This is a genomic window from Pseudomonas sp. BYT-1 (genome assembly GCF_023611805.1).
Lineage (GTDB): Bacteria > Pseudomonadota > Gammaproteobacteria > Pseudomonadales > Pseudomonadaceae > Aquipseudomonas > Aquipseudomonas guariconensis.
In genome coordinates this window covers 3,328,824-3,349,208 of record NZ_CP072559.1, presented here as the reverse complement: position 1 = coordinate 3,349,208, position 20,385 = coordinate 3,328,824, and the positions used below count along the sequence as shown (strand labels likewise).

Annotated in this window: 16 protein-coding genes; 10 read left to right on the top strand and 6 right to left on the bottom strand. The window is 62.6% G+C overall.

Annotation, left to right across the window (positions count from 1 at the left end; all coding sequences use genetic code 11):
- Positions 1 to 84: 84 nt before the first annotated feature.
- A complete protein-coding gene (locus J5X93_RS15540; RefSeq protein WP_182942965.1) occupies positions 85 to 4,608 on the top strand; it encodes an NEL-type E3 ubiquitin ligase domain-containing protein in 4,524 nt (1,507 codons plus the stop codon).
- A 226-nt stretch (positions 4,609 to 4,834) separates the two neighbouring features.
- A complete protein-coding gene (locus J5X93_RS15535) occupies positions 4,835 to 5,398 on the top strand; it encodes a DUF4174 domain-containing protein (protein WP_043206895.1) in 564 nt (187 codons plus the stop codon).
- Between the two features lie 56 nt (positions 5,399 to 5,454).
- Here J5X93_RS15535 and J5X93_RS15530 read toward each other — a convergent pair whose 3' ends face one another.
- Positions 5,455 to 6,411, bottom strand: a complete 957-nt coding sequence (locus J5X93_RS15530; RefSeq protein WP_043206893.1) for a DMT family transporter — start codon at positions 6,409 to 6,411, stop codon at positions 5,455 to 5,457.
- Positions 6,412 to 6,517: 106 nt separating this feature from the next.
- Between J5X93_RS15530 and J5X93_RS15525 the strand changes: the two genes are divergently transcribed.
- Together J5X93_RS15525 and J5X93_RS15520 are read left to right on the top strand one after the other, a co-directional pair.
- Positions 6,518 to 7,402 carry a LysR substrate-binding domain-containing protein gene (locus tag J5X93_RS15525; RefSeq protein ID WP_090344825.1) on the top strand — a complete coding sequence of 295 codons (885 nt, stop codon included), beginning with the start codon at positions 6,518 to 6,520 and terminating at the stop codon, positions 7,400 to 7,402.
- Between the two features lie 149 nt (positions 7,403 to 7,551).
- Positions 7,552 to 8,712, top strand: a complete 1,161-nt coding sequence (locus J5X93_RS15520; protein ID WP_090344828.1) for a GGDEF domain-containing protein — start codon at positions 7,552 to 7,554, stop codon at positions 8,710 to 8,712.
- Between the two features lie 50 nt (positions 8,713 to 8,762).
- On the opposite strand, the gene J5X93_RS15515 is transcribed toward J5X93_RS15520, so the two are convergent.
- Positions 8,763 to 9,578: a protein phosphatase 2C domain-containing protein gene (locus J5X93_RS15515; protein ID WP_102081553.1), complete on the bottom strand. Its 816-nt coding sequence runs from the start codon at positions 9,576 to 9,578 to the stop codon at positions 8,763 to 8,765.
- A gap of 293 nt (positions 9,579 to 9,871) precedes the next feature.
- Between J5X93_RS15515 and J5X93_RS15510 the strand changes: the two genes are divergently transcribed.
- On the top strand, positions 9,872 to 10,351 hold the full coding sequence (locus tag J5X93_RS15510; RefSeq protein ID WP_043206885.1) for a VOC family protein: 480 nt from the start codon (positions 9,872 to 9,874) through the stop codon (positions 10,349 to 10,351).
- A 5-nt stretch (positions 10,352 to 10,356) separates the two neighbouring features.
- Here J5X93_RS15510 and J5X93_RS15505 read toward each other — a convergent pair whose 3' ends face one another.
- The gene (locus tag J5X93_RS15505) at positions 10,357 to 12,147 is read right to left on the bottom strand and encodes a thiamine pyrophosphate-requiring protein (RefSeq protein ID WP_182942967.1); all 1,791 of its coding nucleotides are present in this window, start codon (positions 12,145 to 12,147) and stop codon (positions 10,357 to 10,359) included.
- A 248-nt stretch (positions 12,148 to 12,395) separates the two neighbouring features.
- On the opposite strand from J5X93_RS15505, the gene mqo reads away from it, so the two are divergent.
- Positions 12,396 to 13,985, top strand: coding sequence for a malate dehydrogenase (quinone) (gene mqo / locus J5X93_RS15500; protein WP_043206880.1), 1,590 nt, complete (start codon positions 12,396 to 12,398; stop codon positions 13,983 to 13,985).
- 42 nt (positions 13,986 to 14,027) lie between these two features.
- Here the strand turns inward: mqo and J5X93_RS15495 are convergent, their stop codons facing one another.
- Entirely contained in the window at positions 14,028 to 14,942 is a 915-nt protein-coding gene (locus J5X93_RS15495) for a LysR family transcriptional regulator (protein ID WP_182942969.1), read from the bottom strand.
- A 96-nt stretch (positions 14,943 to 15,038) separates the two neighbouring features.
- Here J5X93_RS15495 and J5X93_RS15490 point away from each other — a divergent pair, with 96 nt between their 5' ends.
- The 3 genes from J5X93_RS15490 (at position 15,039) to J5X93_RS15480 (ending at position 17,405) form a co-directional block, all read left to right on the top strand.
- The gene (locus tag J5X93_RS15490; RefSeq protein WP_090344839.1) at positions 15,039 to 15,344 is read left to right on the top strand and encodes a putative quinol monooxygenase; all 306 of its coding nucleotides are present in this window, start codon (positions 15,039 to 15,041) and stop codon (positions 15,342 to 15,344) included.
- A gap of 14 nt (positions 15,345 to 15,358) precedes the next feature.
- Positions 15,359 to 16,204 (top strand): type 1 glutamine amidotransferase domain-containing protein, encoded by an 846-nt coding sequence (locus J5X93_RS15485; RefSeq protein WP_182942971.1) that lies wholly within the window; start codon positions 15,359 to 15,361, stop codon positions 16,202 to 16,204.
- A 154-nt stretch (positions 16,205 to 16,358) separates the two neighbouring features.
- A complete protein-coding gene (locus tag J5X93_RS15480; RefSeq protein ID WP_090344841.1) occupies positions 16,359 to 17,405 on the top strand; it encodes a class I SAM-dependent methyltransferase in 1,047 nt (348 codons plus the stop codon).
- A gap of 116 nt (positions 17,406 to 17,521) precedes the next feature.
- Here J5X93_RS15480 and J5X93_RS15475 read toward each other — a convergent pair whose 3' ends face one another.
- Together J5X93_RS15475 and nspC are read right to left on the bottom strand one after the other, a co-directional pair.
- A complete protein-coding gene (locus J5X93_RS15475) occupies positions 17,522 to 18,766 on the bottom strand; it encodes a saccharopine dehydrogenase family protein (RefSeq protein ID WP_043206871.1) in 1,245 nt (414 codons plus the stop codon).
- A 33-nt stretch (positions 18,767 to 18,799) separates the two neighbouring features.
- Complete coding sequence (nspC, locus tag J5X93_RS15470) at positions 18,800 to 19,897, bottom strand: carboxynorspermidine decarboxylase (protein WP_043206869.1); 1,098 nt, start codon at positions 19,895 to 19,897, stop codon at positions 18,800 to 18,802.
- Positions 19,898 to 20,207: 310 nt separating this feature from the next.
- On the opposite strand from nspC, the gene J5X93_RS15465 reads away from it, so the two are divergent.
- Complete coding sequence (locus J5X93_RS15465) at positions 20,208 to 20,378, top strand: KGG domain-containing protein (protein WP_070571654.1); 171 nt, start codon at positions 20,208 to 20,210, stop codon at positions 20,376 to 20,378.
- The last annotated feature ends 7 nt before the right edge of the window (positions 20,379 to 20,385 follow it).

The window sequence follows — 20,385 nt, the reverse complement described above, 5'->3', positions numbered from 1 at the left end:
GTTCCTTCGCCAAGCCAGGCGCCTAGCCTCGTCGCTCCAGTCAACCAGGAGATGGACATGGGCGGCGAGCGCAATGAACCGCAAGTGAACGAAGCAACGCAGCTGGCAGCGGAGCGTGCCTATCAGGATGGCTTCATCGCCGAACGCCTGCCGCTGTGGATGAAGTCGGCGACGCCGCAGCAACGGGCTCGGTTTGCAGATGCGATGGACGAAAGCGTGGTGCTGCGTTCGCATCTCAAACACGTGCTGGGGCGCATCGAGGCGCTGGACGGCTTTATCAAATCCAAGCTGCAGGCTGCATTGCGAGCGCGCTATTCGGCTCAGTTCAATCTTCATCAGTGGAGCTTTATCGGCGGGTACCCGGAGCCTGTGATCAATGCCCAGCCCGTTGGCGTCCACCTGACCAAGCAGCAGTACGACCAGCGTTCGCTTCTGGAGGTGGCAGTACGCAACTTCACCGCTGAGGAAGCCGTAGCGGGCGGGCAACCGCGCGGCAATCGCTTGACCAGCGCCAGGCAGGGCAGGATCAAGGCGCCGTCTGCAACCGAGTTTGCCAAGCTGTGTCGTGAACTCGATCTTGGCAGCGCGTACCAAGCGCATCTGGCCAAGGTTTTGAGCGGACCTGTGACAGACGACAAACCGGCATGGACCGTCCCATGCTTGCTGGCTGACTGGAGCCGCCATGCCATGCTGTTTGATGCCTACCAGGCCCGTGACCGCGCTGGACTGAGCGAGCGTGAGCTCGAGACGATTGCCGAACTCTGCGCGAAACAGGGCGCGCAAAACAAGGCTTCGACCGTGACAGCGCAACGTCTGCGTCTGCTGGACTGCGACCTGCAGCAGATCGTAGTCATCGATGAGTCGCACAACGACGGAAGGTTGCTGCTCTATGTGCCCGGCGATCCAAACGGGGCCTGGAGCGCGTTCTCCAGCCTTCGCAAGCTCGCCAACGAACTGGGAAGGCGCCTACGCAGCCAGGCGTACCAGACATTCTTTCGCCGCTTCGTGCGCAGACGCGACAGTCATGCGTTCTATTCAATCGTGATCCCCGCGTACAAAGACTTGGTCATCTGGGCCAACATCAGCCTGGATGAAAGCCTCGTGCCCTATGGCACGCCGTTTTTTCAACGCCTGGCCCATGCGCGTATCGAGCAGATAAAAGATGACGCGAAGGTGCTCGTGGCGCCGGTTGAAGAACTGGACCGCACCCTGCAGCGCGAATACGACGAGCGCCTCGCTGCCGATGGCCAGGCATTGTTGTCCGCCGCAGGCCTGTTTGTGCCGGTGCTTGGCGAGGTGCTTTTGGCCGTCAGCGCCTGGGATACGCTCACAGAGGTCTACCACGGCATCGAGGCCTGGCAAGACAACCACACCCGCCAGGCATGCAAGCACCTGCTCAATGTCGTTACCGCGGTGTCGGTGGCCGGCGCCACCACCGCGGCGGTCGCTGGGGTAGAGGCCCTCTCGGCGCGCTCGAGCATCATGGACAACCTGCTGCCGGCCTATCTGGAAGACGGTTCGGCAAAGCTGTGGGCTGCGGACGTCAAGGCCTTTCGCAGTGACGTGCCACCGTCTGGCGCGACGAGCGATACAGCCGGGGTCTTCCGGTTGGGGGAGCAGGCCTGGATCGAGATGGACGGACATTACTACCGCGTGCGTCAGCGAACCCAGGACGGGCAATGGCAACTGCTGCCGCAGGCTGGGCATGGGCCGTTGTTGAGACACAACGGTGCGGGTGCCTGGCGGTTGTGGTTCGAGCAGCCGGCCCAGTGGGAAGACGTCCATTACTTGTTCCGTCGATTGGGTGGGCACTTTCGCGAGCTGGATGACGAGCGGATCGATCTGGTCCTTAGTTTCCACGGGCTAAAGGCGGATGATCTGCGGGGGTTGCACGTGTATGGTCGCGCGCCGGCTTCCGGGTTGCTGGACAGCACGGTCCGTGCCCACCTGGACTTGCGCATCCGCGACATGGTCGAGCGCTTGCGCTCGGGCAAACAGGTGGAGGATGCCTTCGCATTGCAAGGCGCCCAACGTCTTCCCGGAGCTGGCGGGCTGCCTGACCAGGCATTGGCCGAGGTGGCATGGAAGGCTCGGCGCGAGTTGCTGCAGGATCTCTACGAACACATGCCCAACGGCGAGAACCTCGCCAGCACGATGTTGCGTCGGGTGTTTCCCAGTCTGCATTGGCGTGCTGCGCAGGGGTTGGTGGACGCGGCGACGACTACGGACCGGCAACGCTTACTCGACAGTGGACGGGTGCCGCTGCAATTGGCGGAATCGTCCAGAGCGTATGTACAAAACATGCGTGTGACACGCGTGTATGAAGCGCTGCACCTGGACACGCCGCAAAACGCTGATGTGGCCCGGGTCGCCATCGGCATGCTGCGCTATTTGCCCGGTGCTGCCACGGGTATCCGCTGGCGTTTGTTCGAGGGCAGTGCGAGCGGCCTCTTGCTCGTTGCGAGCGAGCAGGGGGCCACCGCCTGCGATCTGATACACGTCGAGGGTAAGTTCCTGGTCGTCGATCCCAAAACGAACCTGTTAAGTGAGCCGCATGAGTTGTTCGACGCGATGGCCACCGCCTATAAAGGCCAGCAAGCGGCCATGGGCATTGCCGATCCCTTTGCCCACAACCTGCGCGTGCTGCTGGCCCGCCAGGCGATCGAACGCCCCAGCGAGGTCGGGGAGCTGTTGAACAAAGGGCAAGGCAAGGACCGCTGGCTGGCCCCGCTGCGCCAGGACGATGGCCGGCTCGGTTATCCCTTGAGTGGGCGCCTGTCCGGTAGCAGCCGGAGCCGAGGAGGGCCCTGGATGATCCAGGCGGAACTGCGGCGGATCTATCCCACTTACTCCGACGCCCAGGTCAGCGCCTGGCAAGTGAAAATGCAGCGTACCGGCAGGGACATGGCGCAGGAACTGCGTCAGCTTCGTCACGAACTCAAGACCCTGGAACAATCGCTCAATACTTGGCTCACAGCCACCACTGCGCTGTTGGAAAGGTCAGACCGCAGGCGGGTCACGGGACAATTGCTGGCGTGCTGGCAGCGAGTCATCGACGAGCCTTCGCAGCTCAATTCGTTGGCGATCGACTATCGCTTGGAACTTAACGGCCTGAGGCCAGGATTCTTGCCCCCTCTGCCTACCCGCAGCTTCTCCCATGTTTCTGAGCTGGCGATTCTGGATATGGACTTGGCGCATGTGCCGGACTATTTCCTGCAGGCGTTTCCCAACCTCCGGACGCTGCGGGTCAGCGGCAACCGACTGTCTCGACTGCCGGCACGCCTGCATCAACTGCCGCGCCTGCGTGAACTGAACCTGTACGACAACCAAATCGCCCTGGATGACAGCCAAGCCTCTGAGCTGACTCGCTGCTCCCGCCTGGAATACATCAATCTTTCGCACAACCCTCTGGGGCTGGTGTTTTCCGTCAGCGGATTTTCCAGGCTCAGGCGACTGCTGCTGCGCAACACTTTCATCGATGTGCTGCCTCCGGGATTGCTAGAGTGCACGGAGCTGGACTATGCGGACCTGAGCGACAATCGAATCACCCGGATACCGCCGATGTTCCATCAGGCCCCCTTGTGGCTCAGGCATCGCGTGCTGTTGATGGGCAATCCGCTGGCCGAGGACGATGTACAGGCCTTGCGCGTGGCGTTCCAGTCCGTCAGGGGAGCCAATACCCATGCCATAGCCTGGAGCAATGCCGTTGCGAGCGCTGACCGGGACCGGCTGCTCGAACTGTGGCACTCGATCGAGGCGGTCGAGGGCTCGGCTGGGCTCATGACTCTTCTGCGCAGGTTGCTCGATACCGCGGATTTCCAGAAACAACCGCAGGTATTGGCCCAGCGTGTGCTGACCATGCTGAAAAACATGCACGAGCAGACTGATTTGCTTACAGAGTTGTTTACCCATGCTGACGATGACCTGACTTGCCAGGACAGTGTGGCGTTGCGGTTTCACAATCTGGAGGTGCGGATGTTGGCGGTCCAGGCCAAGGCCCAGGCCGGCACCGAGCAGGGCGCTACGACGCAGGCATTGCTTAGGCTCGGACGGCGCCTGTGGCGCCTGGCGCAGGTCCAGGATCATATCTTGAGCTTCCTACGTGCCCAGGCTGAAGCCGGCACCCCCCTAGATGAGGTCGAGGTAATGCTGGGCTATCAGCTGGCATTGCGTGGATCACTCGATTTACCCATCGAGGCGGGCGAAATGGCGTTTCCCGAGTATGCCCATCTGGATCCGGCCCGGGTCGACCGGATCCGTACACAGGTTCGCGCCGCAGAACAGCATGAAGCGCTGGCCAGCTGGATGGTGGATCAGGATTTCTGGCGTGAGCATCTGTTGGCGGAAAACCCAGGACACTTCGACCAAGGCAACGCACGGCATCACCGACAGCTTGAGCAATTGACGGCGCAGCGGGATGCGTTGACGCAGGGCGACACCCAGGCGCAGGCCTTATCGGCCCAAGTTCTGCAACAGGTGGAAAACATCGAAGACCAGATGAAACAAATCCAGAAGCTGCAAAAAGCTGATGAGCGATACGAGATGCGTGTATTGACCAACCGGGTGCTGGGGACGGCCCCGGCCGGTGCTGGCATCGATGTCCGTTGATGCAAGTATTGCCTGCAGGTGCCGCGCTGGCTGGAGGGCTTTGGACTATGCTCAGTTCGGGGGCCCGCGGTTTCTGCAGAGGTCGCAAGCCTGGTTCGACGCGCTGCTGGTAATGGCCAGTTACCTTTCGCCTTATCACCTGACTTGTCAGGTGGTTTAGGCTCGCACGTCGGATCTTTCTCAATGATCTGTAGTCTTTGAGTTATCGAGAAATAAGGAGATGCGCATGCTCGTCCGGTCACTGACCCTCGCCACTCTGCTTGCCCTCGCAAGCCCTGTGTTCGCTGCGGACAGCGATGCTCCGCTGGCCAAAGAACTGGGCAAGGCAAGGCCCTTGGTCATCATCGCACCCAGCAGCGCCGACCCGACCTTGCGCGGGTTGAACGAGGCACTCCAGGACCCCGCTACCCAAGCCGCCTTCAAAGAGCGCAGCCTGGTGCTGTACAGCGTTGCCAACATGATGGGCAAGCGCGAGGACAAGAACCTCGAACAGCAGACCACCATGGCGTTGATTCGCGAACTCAAGCTCGGCGCCAGCAAGGGCACCAAGGTGATCCTGGTGGGCAAGGATGGCGAGCGGCATGTGCTCAAGGACGACGACAGCGGCGAGAAGATCGATCCGCAGGTGATCATCAAGGCCGTGGACGAACTACCTGCCAGCGAGAAGGCTGTGAGCGCGCCGGAGCCGGTGGCGGCTTCCGCGCCTGCTGAGCCCAAGTCCAAGGGCAAGGACAGCAAGCCTGCCAAGCCGGCAAAACCGGCGGCACCGCCAAAGCCGCTCGAGGACTGATCGATACAAGCAAGGCGCCGGTTGGCCTGGCGCCTTGCCTGCGTGAGCAGATGACCCTACGCTTCGGCTTGCTTGGGCTGCGTCGAAGCTTGCTGTTTCTTCGCAGGCTTCAGGCGTGTCACGCCGTACAACACCAGCGCCAGACCCGCCAACTGATACCCCGAGATCTGCTCGCTGAGGATTGCCCACGACGCGAGCATCGTCAGCACCGGACCCAGATTGCCCACCGCTGCGGTATGGGTGGGGCCCAGGCGCTGGATCGCCAGGGCCACCCAGTAGATCGGCAACACCGTGGAAAACACCGCCATCAGCCCCGCATGTATCCAGATCGCCAGTGGCTGCTGCCACAGCTGGCCGATGTCCGCCACCAGCAGGTAGTGCGCCAGCACCATCAATGACGAGGCGATGCCGCAGAGCCCAGCCAGACGCATCGAGCTCATGCGCTTGAGCATGATGCCGGTACCCGAGTAATAGAGCGCGTAGCTCACCGCACTGGCCACCACCCACAACGATCCCAGCACCACTTGCTCGCCGACCCCGGCCACACTGACATCGTGTACGAAGGCGATGCCCAGGCCCAGGTAACACAGGCCCATGGCCGTCAGGGTCCGCAGGGTAGGGCGCTCGCGCAGGGCGATGGCCTGGAACACCAGCACGAGCGTGGGATAAGTGAACAGGATCAGCCGCTCGAGGCCGGCGCTGATGTACTGCAGACCATAGAAGTCGAACAGGCTCGCCAGGTAGTAGCCCAGCAACCCGAGCCCGGCCACGCGCAGGCCGTCCCCAAGCCCCAGCTTCGCAGCGGACTGGCCACGGCTGAGCCAGGTCAGCCAGGCGAACAGCGGCAGTGCCAACCCCATGCGCATGGCCAACAGGGTGATGGCGTCCACCGGACCTGCGGCATAGGCCAGCTTGACGAAGATGGCCTTGAAGCTGAATCCCAAGGCCGCCAGCACGGCATAGACACCGCCGTTGTGGATCGCAGTCTGAAGGCGAAGGTGCAAACGCGTCATGGCAAAGTCCAGGCAATTGAAGGCAGGACTTATTCTGTACAGAACGGGTTGTGGCTAGAATCGCTTTTTCTCGAACATGGCTTTCGCTTTTGGAGAACGCACAAGGATGCACTTCGACTTGCCCGATCTGCGCCTGTTTGCCGCCATTGCCGTTACCGGCAGCCTGAGCAAGGCGGCGGCGACCATTCCGGTGGCGGTGTCCGCCGCCAGCACCCGCCTGCGCCTGTTCGAGTCTCGCTGTGGCTTTGCCCTGTTCGTTCGCAAGGCTGATGGCATGCAACTGACCCCCGCTGGCCGGCTGGTACTGGAGGCGGCCCGTGGTGTGCTGGGGGAGGCGCAAAAGCTGCAGGACACCTTGAAGGAGTTGGCAGGGCAGCGGCGCATCACGCTGCACCTGGCGGCTTCCACCGTCAGCAACAGCACGCTGTTGCCGGCGGTGCTCGGACCGTTTCTGGCCGACTACCCTGAGGTCGACCTGCAACTGGTCGAGCACAAGAGCATCGATGTATTGCGCGTGGTGCTGGCCGGTGAATGCGAGTTAGGGGTGTATGACGGCAACCTGATCGACGAAGGCATCGTCTCGCTGCCGTTTCGCAACGAGCGCCTGGTAATGCTTGTACCAGTGGATCATCCCTTGGCCGGTCGCGAACAATTGCGCTTGGTTGATGCCCTGGGTTACCCGTTTGTGTGTCTGCCGGCAGAGCGGGCGATGCAGCGCTTCGTCGAGGAGCTGGCGATGAATCTGGCCATGCCGTTGAAGGTGCGTGTGCGTGCGCCGAGCTTCGAGGCCATCGCTCAATTGGTGGCCCAGCGCGCGGGTATCGCCATGCTGCCGGAAACCGCCGCTGTGCGCGCCGAGCAGGAGCTGGCGGTTCGCAGGGTGATGCTGGAGGAGCGCTGGGCCACCCTGGAGCTGCGTATCTGTTTTCGTGACTGGGAGCGCCTGAGTTCTCATGGTCGGCAATTGGTCAGCTATCTCTCGACGGCGTGAGCCCACCGGATCGGCGACTGACATGTTGATGTTTCGCCGCCCGCGAGGCGCTTTTGAAAAGACCCTCCAGTCGGTAGCGACCTGCTAAAAGTGCATCCGAACGCTTACAATCCACGCCCTTCAATACGATCGCTCAGGCCTGTCCGCTCATGGCTCTAGACCCCCTCACGATGTTGACCATCAGCATTGCCCTCGCGGCTGCGGCTGCTTTGTACCTGGCGGTCGAGTGGCGCACCGTGCGTGCCACCTCGCTGCTGTTCTGGGCCGCTGGGTTCGCCACCATCAGTGTGGGGTCGACCTTGGCATTGTTGCGCGTCAGTGGGCTGATGCTCGTCGGGGTGTGGTTCGCCAATGGCTTGCTGGTGTTGGCGCATTGGTTCTTTCTCGTGGGTGTGGCGCGGTTTACCGAGATGCGGCTTTCCCGTGGCTGGTACCTGTTGCCGGTTGTCTGGCTGATGCTGTTGCTGCTGCCTGAAAGCCCGCAGTGGTCGAAGGTGATGTTGCTGGCCAACTCGCTGCTGGTGGCCTTGCCCACCCTGTGGGCCTGCGTGCTGCTGCGGCCCCATGGCAAGTCGTTGCGCGTGGGGGCGGTGCAGCTGCGTTATGTGCTGCTGGCCCACGGCATCTTCTACCTGGCCAAGATGATTCCGCCGTTGGTGCCTGGGACGCTGATCGATCTGGCGGCCTTGCGTGGCGCGATCATCCAGGTGTCGCTGGTCGAGGGCACGATGGCGATCATGCTCATCGCCTTGTCCATGACTGGCACCGAGCGCCACCGACGCGAACGGCAGATCGCCCGGCTGGCGGCGCGCGATCCCTTGACCGCCCTGTATAACCGGCGCGCCTTGGAGGCACGCGCCCCGCGTCTGCTGGATGACGTGGCAACGGACCGCCCCGGTGCGCTTTTGCTGATCGACATCGACAACTTCAAGATGGTCAACGACCTGCATGGCCATACTGCCGGTGATCGCCTGCTGGTTGCATTGGGCGAGATGATTCGCGCCTCGACCCCCGCCAGTGGCTTGGCCGCCCGGTTGGGCGGCGATGAGTTCGTCATCCTGCTGGGTAACGCGACCCGTGAAAAAGTCGAAGGGTTGGGGAGCGCTTTGCGCGAGCAGTTCCATCGGATGACCGCGCAGACGTTCCCTACGCCTGCGGCGGTCACCCTCAGCATCGGCGTCAACCTGTTCGATCGGGCGCCTGCCAGCCTGGCGGCACTGATCGAACAGGGTGACGTTGCACTCTACGAATCCAAGCGAGGCGGGCGTGACAGCATCCGCCTGGTCGATCGCACCCAGCCTAAGGCATAGCGAAGGGTCGTCTTGGCATCGGAACCGCATCGGCCCGGCGTTTTTCTTCTTCAGCCCACCCGCAACCAGAGCGCCGATGCGTCGTCGCTCATTTTGAACCGTGGATAACGAACGCAGGCGGCATCGTCGCGCTCGATCTGCCGTAGTCGCAGCGCAAGTTCTGCCAGGCCCTGCTCGCGCAGCTGGGTCATGAAGGTGTGGGGCGTGCAGGCCCGGTAGGTATCGAACAGGGCCGCGAAACCATCGCTCATCAGCACCAGGTCGTCGCCGCGCCTTACCGGTGCGCGGGTGTATACGGTACCAGCCCTGGCCACTTCGGCATCGACGCTGAGCACGGCCTTGGGACGCTCCCGGGCGATGCGCCGATCTGCCTGCACGGCAGGTGTGCGCACGCCATGGGCGCCGGTGCCAGGGCCCAGGGCGAGCGCCTCGGCGCGCTCAGTTTCGCGGTCCGGCTCAGGTGTCAGGAAGGCAATGCCGTGCTCGCTGCGGTGAAGTACGACGCAGTCCGCCAGATGGGCGCAGACTACTTCGTCATCTTCCAGCGCCACCGCCGCAAAGGCCGCGCGGGGCAGCTCCCAGCCGGCGACCGGCTCACGTCGGCGGTCGCGTTCGTAGGCTGCGGCCACGGTAGCGAACACCTGTTCGCACAGGCTCTGCAACGGCCCGCTTGCGCTGACAAAGGCAGCCTGCGCTGCCGCTGCCAACCAGGCCGCGCCCCCTTGTTCACCCAGCAGACCAGGCGGGCCCAGATCGGTTGCGCCGTCGATGACCCAAGCATGACGGCTTGCACAGCCAATACGGTCGTCATTGGGAACATCGGCCCTGCCGGCCAGGTTGAGACTTTGGATCAGGTCGAAATGCATGGTGTGTCTTCTATCTCGTGAAAAAAGAAGCTTCGACAAGCGCGGCTACCTTGAGTTGTGCTGCGCCGGCTCGTTGTGCAGCCGATGCTGGTGAAGCAGCGCCAAGCGCTCGAGACTAGGCCAAATACCGTTTCAATTATGTAGGAAACCACCGTGAACCACGCTCTGACTGCGCGACTATCGCCTGGCCCATCCGCAAGCGTCTGCAACCGACGAAGCGCTTGCCCAGGCCATCGCCTGCCAGGGGTGAAGGTCTAGACTCTAACCTTTGCGATGTGATCGTGGAGACTCCAATGCCCAGCAAAAACACCATCTGCCTCTGGTTCGACGACGATGCCCTGGAGGCGGCGACTTTTTACGCCAAGACCTTCCCCGACAGCGCAGTAGGGGCGGTGCATCACGCACCGGGCGACTACCCGTCGGGCAGGGCCGGCGATGTCATCACTGTCGAGTTCACCGTGGCCGGTATTCCCTGCGTCGGCCTGAACGGGGGGACCGCGTTCAAGCACAGCGAGGCATTTTCGTTCCAGATCTGCACGGAGGATCAGGCCGAGACCGACCGTCTGTGGCAGGCCATCGTCGGCAACGGCGGCCAGGAAAGCGTCTGCGGCTGGTGCAAGGACAAGTGGGGCATCTCGTGGCAGATCTCGCCCCGGGTGCTGCTCGAGGCCATGGACAACCCAGACCGGGCCGCCGCCAAGCGCGCATTCGACGCCATGATGCAGATGGGCAAGATCGACATCGCCGGGATCGAGGCGGCGCTCAAAGGTTAGCGGCATCATGCTTTGCCGTGCCCTGGCAATAGCCCGCTGATCAGCTGGCGCGCGGTTTGGCGCAGGATGCCGGCTTGGTCCGGGTCGCCTTGCAGCAGGGCGCCGGCGAACTTCTTCGCCTGCTCCAGGGTGATGTGCGGCGGCAGCGGCGGGACATCGGGGTCGGTACGAAAATCAATGACCACGGGCACCTCGCTGGCCAAGGCCTGCTCCCAGGCGCCGGCCACGTCCTGCTCGCGTTCGACATACAGGCCCTTCAGACCGATCGAGAGGGCGAACAGGTGGTAGGGCACGTCAGGAATGTCCTGGCTGGCGGCAAACTTGGGGTCTCCCTCCATCACCCGCTGCTCCCAGGTGACCTGGTTGAGATCCTGATTGTTGAACACCGCGCAAATCCAACGTCCGTTGCCCCATTGTCGCCAGTACTTGGCCACGGTGATCAGTTCGGCCATGTTGTTCATCTGCATGGCACCGTCGCCTACCAGGGCCACCACGCAGCGCTCGGGGTGAGCGAACTTGGCTGCGATGGCGTAGGGCACTGCCGCGCCCATCGAGGCCAAGCCCCCGGACAACGAACATTCCATACCCGGGCGGATCCGCAGGTCGCGGGCGAACCAGTTGGCGCAGGAGCCCGAGTCGCACGTGATGATGGCGGCGTCCGGCAGGCGAGGCGAGAGTTCATGGACGACCCGCTGCGGATTGATCGGCGCAGCCTTGCTCAGGGCGCGTTGCGTCAGCTTCTTGTCCCACGCCTTGCGCCAACCTTCGACCTTGGTTCGCCAACTGCGGCGGGTCTTATGCTCGATCAGCGGTAGCAGGGCGTCCAGCGTCTGTGCGGCATCGCCCATCAAGTTCACTTCCATGGGATAGCGCAGGCCGAGCATGTCGGCAGCGATGTCGATCTGTACGCCGCGGGCCTGACCTTCCTCTGGTAGGAACTCGGCGTAGGGGAAGCCTGAACCGATTATCAGCAGCGTGTCGCATTCGTTCATCAGCTTCAGGCTGGGTTCGGTACCCAACAGACCGATGCAACCGGTGACCCAAGGCAGGTCATCGGGCAATACGGCCTTGCCCAGCAGGGCCTTGGCGACGCCTGCACCGAGCTTTTCGGCGATTGCGCTCACCTGCTCACGGGCCTGCAGCGCGCCGGCCCCCACCAGGATCGCGACTTTCTTGCCGGCGTTGAGTATCTGCGCAGCCTGCTGCAATGCGTCGGGGTGGGGCACGATCCTCGGTGGGTTGAAGCCTGTGCCCGAATGCAAGGTGCCATGGGCCCGTGCAGGCGACTCGTAGGGCGTTTCCTGCAGATCGTTGGGCAGCACCAATGCGGTGACCCGGCGTTCGCCCAGCGCCGTGCGTACGGCGCGATCCAGCAAATGGCGCACTTGGGCCGGGGCCGTGGCCTGCTGGACGAATGCACCGGCCACGTCCTTGAACATCGAGACCAGGTCCAGCTCCTGCTGGTAATGCCCACCCAGCGCGGTGCGGGCCTGCTGGCCGACGATGGCCAACACCGGCATGTGGTCCAGGCGGGCGTCATACAGGCCTGTCAGCAAGTGCGAAGCGCCAGGCCCGGACGTTGCGATGCACACGCCAAGCTCACCTGTGAACTTGGCATGGGCGCTGGCCATGAATGCCGCCATTTCTTCATGGCGGCACTGCACGAATTCGATCGTACCGGCCCGACGCAGTGCACCGAACACGCCATTGATGCCATCGCCCGGATAGCCGAATACCCGCTTCACGCCCCATTGGCTCAAGCGCTCAACCAGAAAATCGCCTACGGTGCTCGCCATCGTTCCTACCTCCATGCAAACCGTCACAGCAGTGAAACTTCCGACGACCCCCAGGGCCGGATGTTCAGATTCATTTGACAGGCTGAATGAATCCAACTGGTGGCTTGGGGAAAGTTGCGCTAACTATCTAGAGGGCTGACTTCGCTTGCGAGGCCGATCAGGCGCAGGGGCGGCAGACAGATACGCCGCACGAGCCTTGCGCACGACAGGGAGTACACAACGAGGCATCACGTCTCGCAGGAGGAAACATGAACACCACGAAGACGTTGCGATGGGCCTTGGTAGGCCTCACGTGCGGCATGCTCAGTGCCCAGGCCGCCGAGACCAAACGGGTCGACGTACTGCTGGTCGGGGGCGGGATCATGAGTTCGACCCTGGCGGTCTGGCTGAATGAGCTGGAGCCGGGTTGGTCGATGGAAATGGTCGAACGCCTGGACAAAGTCGCCGAGGAAAGCTCCAACGGCTGGAACAACGCAGGCACCGGGCACTCGGCGCTGGCAGAGCTCAACTACACACCGGAGAAGAACGGCAAGATCGACATCGCCAAGGCCATCGAGATCAACGAGTCGTTCCAGATCACCCGGCAGTTCCTCGCCTGGCAGGTCAAGCAGGGCGTGCTCAAGGACCCGCATTCGTTCATCAACACCACACCGCACATGAGTTTCGTGTGGGGTGACGACAACATTCGGTTTCTGAAAAAACGCTACGAGGCCCTGCAGGCCAGCCCCCTGTTCAAGCCCATGCAGTATTCGGAGGACCCGGAACAGATCAAGCAGTGGGTGCCGTTGATGATGGAGGGCCGTGACCCCGCGCAGAAGCTCGCGGTGACCTGGACCCCCATCGGCACCGACGTCAATTTTGGTGAGATCACCCGCCAGTACGTGGGCTACCTGCAAGGCCGACCGAACTTCGACCTGAAGCTCTCGAGCGAAGTCCAGGACATCACCCGCAACGATGACGGCTCCTGGCACGTCGAATACAAGAACCTCAAGGACGGTACCACGTCCGCCACCGACGCCAAGTTCCTGTTCATCGGCGCCGGCGGCGCCGCCTTGCCGCTGCTGCAAAAGTCGGGCATCCCTGAAGCCAAGGACTATGCGGGCTTCCCGGTGGGCGGCTCGTTCCTGGTGACCGACAACCCGGCCATCGCCCAGCGGCACATGGCCAAGGCCTACGGCATCGCCGCGACCGGCGCGCCGCCCATGTCGGTACCCCATCTGGATACCCGCGTGCTCGATGGCAAGCGCATGATCCTGTTCGGCCCATTCGCCACCTTCTCCACGCGTTTTCTAAAAGAGGGCTCGCTGCTGGACCTGTTCGCCAGCATGTCCGTGCACAACACCTGGCCCATGGTGCGCGTCGGGGTACGTGAATTCGACCTGGTGCAGTACCTGATCGGGCAATTGATGCAATCCGACGATGACCGCTTCGAGGCGCTGCAGACCTACTTCCCCCACGCCAAGAAAGAGGACTGGCGCCTGTGGCAGGCGGGGCAGCGGGTGCAGATCATCAAGAAGGACCCGGAGCTGGGCGGGGTCCTCAAGCTCGGCACCGAAGTGGTGATGGCCAAGGACGGCAGCATCGCTGGCTTGCTGGGCGCATCGCCGGGGGCCTCGACCGCGCCGCCGATCATGCTCGACCTGCTGCACAAGGTGTTCAAGGACAAGGCTGCCTCTGCGCCCTGGCAGGAGAAGTTCCGGCAGATCATTCCGTCCTACGGGATTCGCCTGAACGATCATCCTGACAAGCTCGAACAGGAGTGGGCCTACACCAACGAGTTGCTCCAGTTGGCGCCGCCGTCGAGCCACGCAGGGCAGACCGAAATCGCAGCGCCGTAGTGTGCACGATGCCCCGGGTGGCCTTGCGCCTCCCGGCGGCTTCTACTCCACGTGATTGGCCACCTCCCAGACTTTTTGGCGGAACCACCTGCGCAATGGATCGGCGTGCGTGCGCTCGTGCCAGATCTGCATCAATTCGACCCTCGGTAGCGCCAGGGGCAGCGGGTATACCGCAAGCTCCGGGTCCCGTGCCACCGCATCTTCGGCCAGCGAACGCAGGCAGGTGAGCAGCAGGTCGGTGCCACTGACCAGGCGGGCTGGGGCAAGAAAGCTCGACAACCCCGCAATCACACGTCGTCGATGGCCTTGGGCGCGCAGCGCGCGGTCCACCAGCCCATCGAGGTCACCGGTGAGGGTGGTCAGCACATGCTCGCAGGCCAGAAACGCCTCCAGGTCCAGGCCGTCGGTCAGGTGTGGGTTGCTCCTTGCGGCCAGCACCACCAACTCTTCGCCGAGCAGACGCTGCTGGTGGAAGGTGTCCGGCAGGTCGGTGAAGAATCCGGCGATGGCCAAGTCGCACGTGCCTTTCTCCAGGGCTTCGCGCGGCAACTGGCCACGGGTGTTGTGGGTGACCAGCACCAGGTTGGGGGCCTGGCTGCGCAGTATCGGCAGCAGACGGGGCAGCAGGGTTTGCTCCAGATAGTCGGTGCTATACAGGTGCAGGCGGGCAGGGCGGGTGAGCATGTCCGCGCCGTCGCAACGTTCGTAGAACAGCTCCAGCTGCTCCACCAAGTGCTGAACCTGAGGCGCCAGCTCATGGGCGCGAGGTGTCGGTGTCAGCCCGCGAGGCGCCCGGACGAACAGCGGGTCGCCGAATTGATGGCGCAGCTTGTTCAGCTTGTGGCTCAGCGCCGGCTGGCTGAGCGCCATGCGCTCGGCGGCCAGGGACGCGTTACGTTCCTGATAGAGCATCTGGAAGACCAGCAGCAGGTTCAGGTCCTTGTTTACGATATTCATATTTTGGATCGCTGAAATTAGATCTTTAGAATTATCGAATCATAGCGCAGTCGATAGCATGGCCTCACTGACCGATACCGACCTTGGAGTCCAGTCATGCCTATCAGCATCTTCGCCACTATTTTCCCCAAGCCCGAACACCGCGACGCGGTGGAACAGGCCCTGCGGGTGATGGTGGAGCACTCGCGCGCCGAGCCCGGCAACCTGCGCTATGACCTGTTCGTTCGTGAAGCAGACGAACTGGCCTTCGACCTGTTCGAGCTGTATGTCGACTCGGCGGCCATCGATGCACACCGCAACAGTGCTCATTACCAGGCCTATCGCGCTGCCACCGCTGACTGGGTGGCTGCACCGACCCAGGTCCGCGTTGCCCACCCACTCGACATTGTCCCCTTCGCCTGAACAGGAACCTGACCATGAACAAGATTTCCACCCTGGCGCTCACGGTGGCTGGCGCATTGCTGGCCGGCCAGGCCACTGCCGCGTCCAAAGGCGAGGTGCTGGTCTTGCTGTCGAGCGAGCATCAACTGCAGCTCAAGGACGGCAAACCGTACCCGACCGGCTATTACCTCAACGAGTTCGGCGTGCCGGCCGACCAACTGCTCAAGGCCGGCTACACGCTGGTGCTGGTGACGCCCAAGGGCAATGCGCCGAGCGTCGATGAGCGTTCGGTCGACCCGCAGTATTTCGGTGGCGATGCGGCCGAGATGCAGCGTATTCACAAGATTGTGCAGAGTCTGCCGGGCATCGACGACACCTTGCCGGTCAAGGAGGTGTTGGCGGGTGACCTGGACCGTTACGCCGGCCTGTTCATCCCCGGTGGCCATGCGCCGCTGATCGATCTTGCCAACAACCCTGACGTCGGGGCATTGCTGCGCCACTTCCATCAGGCAGGCAAACCGACCGCCGCGATCTGCCATGGCCCGATCACCCTGCTGTCGGCCCAGCAGGACCCGGTTGCCTACCGCGCGGCCTTGGCACGCGGCGAGACGCCGGCCGCCAGTGACTGGGTGTACCAGGGCTATCGCATGACGATCTTCTCGGATCCGGAAGAACAAGTGTTCGAAAGTTCGCTCAAAGATCAACGCCTGCAGTTCTACCCGGCCAAGGCCATGGCTGCGGCGGGCGGCGACATGAGCTACGCGAAGGCCTGGGCGCCCCATGTGGTCATCGACCGTGAGCTGATCACCGGACAGAACCCGTTCTCCGACAAGGCGCTGGCCAAGGCATTGGTGGAGAAACTGGACGGTGCCAGGCAGTAAGGCCAAGCCTTCGGTGCCGGCGGTGGCACTTGCCATGCTCGTCTAGACTTAAAGCCCGGGCCTGTTTCGCGCAGGCCCGGCAATCATCCATCCGACCACCGCCTCCCGGCCCGGACGTCGCCGACGGTGGCCTTCTTGCAGAGGAGGGCAGGTCATGGACGAGGCAAGACTTCACGAGTTCATGGGCAAGCTGGTGGGCGACATGGGCGCGGCGGCGACACTGGCCAACGTGATCCTGGGCGATGAGCTGGGGCTGTATCGGGCCATGGCCGATAGCCAACCCGTGACCCCCGAGGTGCTGGCTCAGCGAACCGGCTGTCATCCACGGCTGCTGCGAGAATGGCTCAGCGCCCAGGTAGCAGCCGGCTACATGGTTCACCACGACGGTACGTTCAGTCTTCCCGAAGAGCAGGCTCTGGCCCTGGCCATCGAGGAGTCGCCAGCCTACATGGCCGGCGGCGCGTCGGTGGTAGCGGCACTGTTTCATGACAAAGACAAGCTGATCGCCGCCATGCGTGGCGATGGAGGGCTGCCCTGGGGTGACCATCATCCGTGCATGTTCAGCGGCACCGAGCGTTTCTTCAGGCCCGGTTACCGCACCTTCCTGGTGGCTGAGTGGCTACCGGCGCTGGAGGGGGTGACCGCCAAGCTGCAGGCCGGAGCCAAGGTGGCCGATGTGGGATGCGGCCACGGCGCCTCGACCATCGTCATGGCCCAGGCTTTTCCCGCGTCTCGCTTTATCGGCTACGACTACCATGGGCCCTCGATCACGACCGCCACTGCGCGTGCCGAGGAGGCGGGCGTAGCCGGGCAGGTCAGCTTTGCCCAGGCCTCGGCCAAGGACTATCCGGGGCATGATCATGACCTGGTGTGCTTTTTCGATTGCCTGCACGACATGGGGGATCCGGTCGGTGCGGCCAGGCATGCCTACCACGCGCTCAAGGACGACGGCACGGTGATGCTGGTCGAGCCCTATGCGGAGGATTCGCTGGAAGGCAACCTGAACCCGGTGGGGCGGTTGTTCTACGCGGCCTCGACATTCATTTGCACCCCCAACTCGCTGTCTCAGGAGGTAGGGTTGGGGCTGGGGGCCCAGGCCGGCGAGGCGCGGCTGCGGGCGGTGTTCGAGGAGGCGGGGTTCACGCGGTTCCGGCGGGCGACGCAGACACCGTTCAACCTGATCCTGGAGGCGCGCAAGTAGCGGGCGAGCCTGTGAGAGCGTTGCGACTTCAAAAAGAGCACCGTGCGCAGTGGGGCGTCTGTGGGCACTGGCCACACGCAGAAGGGGCGCCATCTGGCGCCCCTTCTGTTTGCTGCTTAGGCTTCAGCGTCCCAAGGACGATCGCCTTTTTCGTCTTTGATGCGGGTCGGCAGGCCCATCACGTCCAGCGCCTTGAGGAACGGCTCGGCCGGCAGCTCCTCGACGTTGACCATGCGCTTGGCATCCCATTCGCCACGGGCGACCAGCAGGGCCGCGGCCACTGGCGGCACACCAGCGGTATAGGAAATACCCTGGCTGTCGGTCTCGGCGAACGCCTCTTCGTGGTCGGCCACGTTGTAGATGAACACTTCACGCGGCTGGCCATCCTTGGTGCCCTTGACCAGGTCACCGATGCAGGTCTTGCCGGTGTAGCCCGGAGCCAGCGAGGACGGGTCAGGCAGCACGGCCTTGACCACTTTGAGTGGCACCACTTCCAGGCCTTCGGCGGTCTTGACCGGCTGCTCGGAGAGCAGGCCCAGGTTCTTCAGGACGGTGAACACATTGATGTAATGCTCGCCGAAGCTCATCCAGAAGCGGATGTTCGGCACGTCGAGGTTCTTCGACAGCGAGTGGACTTCATCGTGGCCGGTCAGGTAGAGGTTCTGCGAGCCCACCACCGGCAGGTCGTCGGTGCGCTTGACCTCGAACATTTTGTTGCTGGTCCATTGGCTGTTCTGCCAGCTCCAGACTTGACCTGTGAATTCGCGGAAGTTGATTTCCGGGTCGAAGTTGGTGGCGAAGTACTTGCCATGGGAGCCGGCATTGACGTCGAGAATGTCGATCGAGTCAATGCGGTCGAAATACTGTTGCTGCGCAAGTTTGGCGTAGCTGTTCACCACACCCGGGTCGAAGCCGACGCCGAGAATGGCGGTGATGTTCTTTGCTTGGCACTCTTCGAGGTGTTTCCACTCGTAGTTGCCGTACCAAGGCGGCGTTTCGCAGATCTTGCCCGGCTCTTCGTGGATCGCGGTGTCCAGGTAGGCGGCGCCGGTATCGATGCAGGCACGCAGCACCGACATGTTGAGGAAGGCGGACCCGACGTTGATCACGATCTGCGATTCGGTCTCGCGGATCAGCGCCTTGGTTGCCTCGACATCGAGGGCATTGAGCGAGAAGGCCTGGATGTCGGCGGGTACCTTGAGGCTACCCTTGGCCTTGACGCTGTCGATGATGGCCTGGCATTTGGAGATGTTCCGTGACGCAATCGCAATACGACCGAGCTCGTCGTTATGCTGTGCGCACTTGTGGGCCACCACCTTGGCGACACCTCCTGCACCAATGATAAGAACGTTCTTCTTCAATTTACCTTTTGCTCCTTACTGAAAGGGCCTGCCTCAGGACAGGCTGGAAACGTAGTCTTCGAAACCGAACTCGCGCACCACCTCGACGCTGCCGTCGAGCTGCTTGACCACGATGGCCGGCATTTTCAGACCGTTGAACCAGTTTTTCTTGACCATGGTGTAACCGGCGGCATCGACGAACGACAGGCGGTCACCGATAGCCAGAGGCTTGTCGAACTGATACTCGCCGAAGATATCGCCGGCCAGGCACGACTTGCCGCAGACCATGTAGGTGTGCTCGCCGTTGTTGGGGGCCATCTTGGCGTTGAGGCGATAGATCAACAGGTCGAGCATGTGCGCTTCGATGGAGCTGTCGACCACGGCCAGGTGCTTGCCGTTGTACAGGGTGTCGAGAACGGTGACTTCCAGCGAGGCGCTCTGGGTGATGGCTGCTTCGCCGGGCTCCAGGTAGACCTGCACGCCGTACTTCTCGGAGAAGGCCTTCAGGCGCGCGCAGAATGCGTCCAGGGCATAGTCTTCGCCGGTGAAGTGGATCCCGCCACCGAGGCTGACCCACTGGACCTTGTGCAGCAGGTGACCGAAGCGCTCCTCGATGTGCGAGAGCATCTTGTCGAAGAGGCCGAAATCGCCGTTCTCGCAGTTGTTGTGGAACATGAAGCCGGAGATCTGTTCGATCACCTTCTCGATCTTCTCAGGGTCCCATTCGCCCAGACGGCTGAACGGGCGTGCCGGGTCGGCCAGCAGGTAGTCGGAGCTGCTCACCTGCGGGTTGACGCGCAGACCGCGCACCTTGCCCTGGGACTGTTCGGCATAGCGTTGCAGCTGGCCGATGGAGTTGAAGATGATCTTGTCGCAGTTCTCGAGCATCTCCTCGATCTCGTCGTCGGCCCAGGCCACGCTGTAGGCGTGGGTTTCGCCGGCAAACTTCTGGCGACCTAGCTTGAGCTCGTAGAGCGACGAAGAAGTGGTGCCATCCATGTACTGCTGCATCAGGTCGAACACCGACCAGGTGGCGAAGCACTTGAGTGCCAGCAGGGCCTTGGCCCCGGAGTGTTCGCGCACGTAGGCAATCTTTTCCATGTTGCCCAGCAGCTTTTGTTTATCGATGAGGTAGTACGGCGTCTTGATCATTTAAAGGCCCCCGGCCAGGCCGGCCAAAAAAAGGACACGCATTGTGCCTTCACTTGCCCCGGATCGAAAGGGTCGAAGGCGCATTTCGTCCGAGTTGCACGTGTATTTGTTGTCCCTTTGCCATCAAGGCATCGGTCGCTTCGGTCAGAGGAGCCTCATCAGGGTATCTGCAGCCTCGTGGCAGACCCAGTTGAGCAGATGAATGTGACCGTTGCGGTCACAGGGTTTGCGCCGCCATCTGTCGGAAGGAGGGAGCAGGGCATGTGCCGTGGGGCTCGAACCTTCAGAACTGATCCATGAGGAGAACCCCATGACCAAGCATCACGAAAGCTCCCACGGTTTTGCCGACGACCCACAGAAAGTCCACGATGCCGGCCGCAAGGGCGGCACCAACCAGGATGTGAAGACCGACCGGGCAGAAAAGGCCCGGGTCGGTGGCCAGCACAGCCATGGCGGTACCCCGCGGCGCAGCGATCGCTGAGCGCCGT

What these genes read in the sequence shown, in the direction of transcription:
- J5X93_RS15535 (WP_043206895.1), top strand. Translation starts at nt 4,835, where the DNA reads ATGCTCGTCCGGTCACTGACCCTCGCCACTCTGCTTGCCCTCGCAAGC.
- J5X93_RS15530 (WP_043206893.1), bottom strand. Translation starts at nt 6,411, where the DNA reads ATGACGCGTTTGCACCTTCGCCTTCAGACTGCGATCCACAACGGCGGT.
- J5X93_RS15525 (WP_090344825.1), top strand. Translation starts at nt 6,518, where the DNA reads ATGCACTTCGACTTGCCCGATCTGCGCCTGTTTGCCGCCATTGCCGTT.
- J5X93_RS15520 (WP_090344828.1), top strand. Translation starts at nt 7,552, where the DNA reads ATGGCTCTAGACCCCCTCACGATGTTGACCATCAGCATTGCCCTCGCG.
- J5X93_RS15515 (WP_102081553.1), bottom strand. Translation starts at nt 9,578, where the DNA reads ATGCATTTCGACCTGATCCAAAGTCTCAACCTGGCCGGCAGGGCCGAT.
- J5X93_RS15510 (WP_043206885.1), top strand. Translation starts at nt 9,872, where the DNA reads ATGCCCAGCAAAAACACCATCTGCCTCTGGTTCGACGACGATGCCCTG.
- J5X93_RS15505 (WP_182942967.1), bottom strand. Translation starts at nt 12,147, where the DNA reads ATGGCGAGCACCGTAGGCGATTTTCTGGTTGAGCGCTTGAGCCAATGG.
- mqo (WP_043206880.1), top strand. Translation starts at nt 12,396, where the DNA reads ATGAACACCACGAAGACGTTGCGATGGGCCTTGGTAGGCCTCACGTGC.
- J5X93_RS15495 (WP_182942969.1), bottom strand. Translation starts at nt 14,942, where the DNA reads ATGAATATCGTAAACAAGGACCTGAACCTGCTGCTGGTCTTCCAGATG.
- J5X93_RS15490 (WP_090344839.1), top strand. Translation starts at nt 15,039, where the DNA reads ATGCCTATCAGCATCTTCGCCACTATTTTCCCCAAGCCCGAACACCGC.
- J5X93_RS15485 (WP_182942971.1), top strand. Translation starts at nt 15,359, where the DNA reads ATGAACAAGATTTCCACCCTGGCGCTCACGGTGGCTGGCGCATTGCTG.
- J5X93_RS15480 (WP_090344841.1), top strand. Translation starts at nt 16,359, where the DNA reads ATGGACGAGGCAAGACTTCACGAGTTCATGGGCAAGCTGGTGGGCGAC.
- nspC (WP_043206869.1), bottom strand. Translation starts at nt 19,897, where the DNA reads ATGATCAAGACGCCGTACTACCTCATCGATAAACAAAAGCTGCTGGGC.
- J5X93_RS15465 (WP_070571654.1), top strand. Translation starts at nt 20,208, where the DNA reads ATGACCAAGCATCACGAAAGCTCCCACGGTTTTGCCGACGACCCACAG.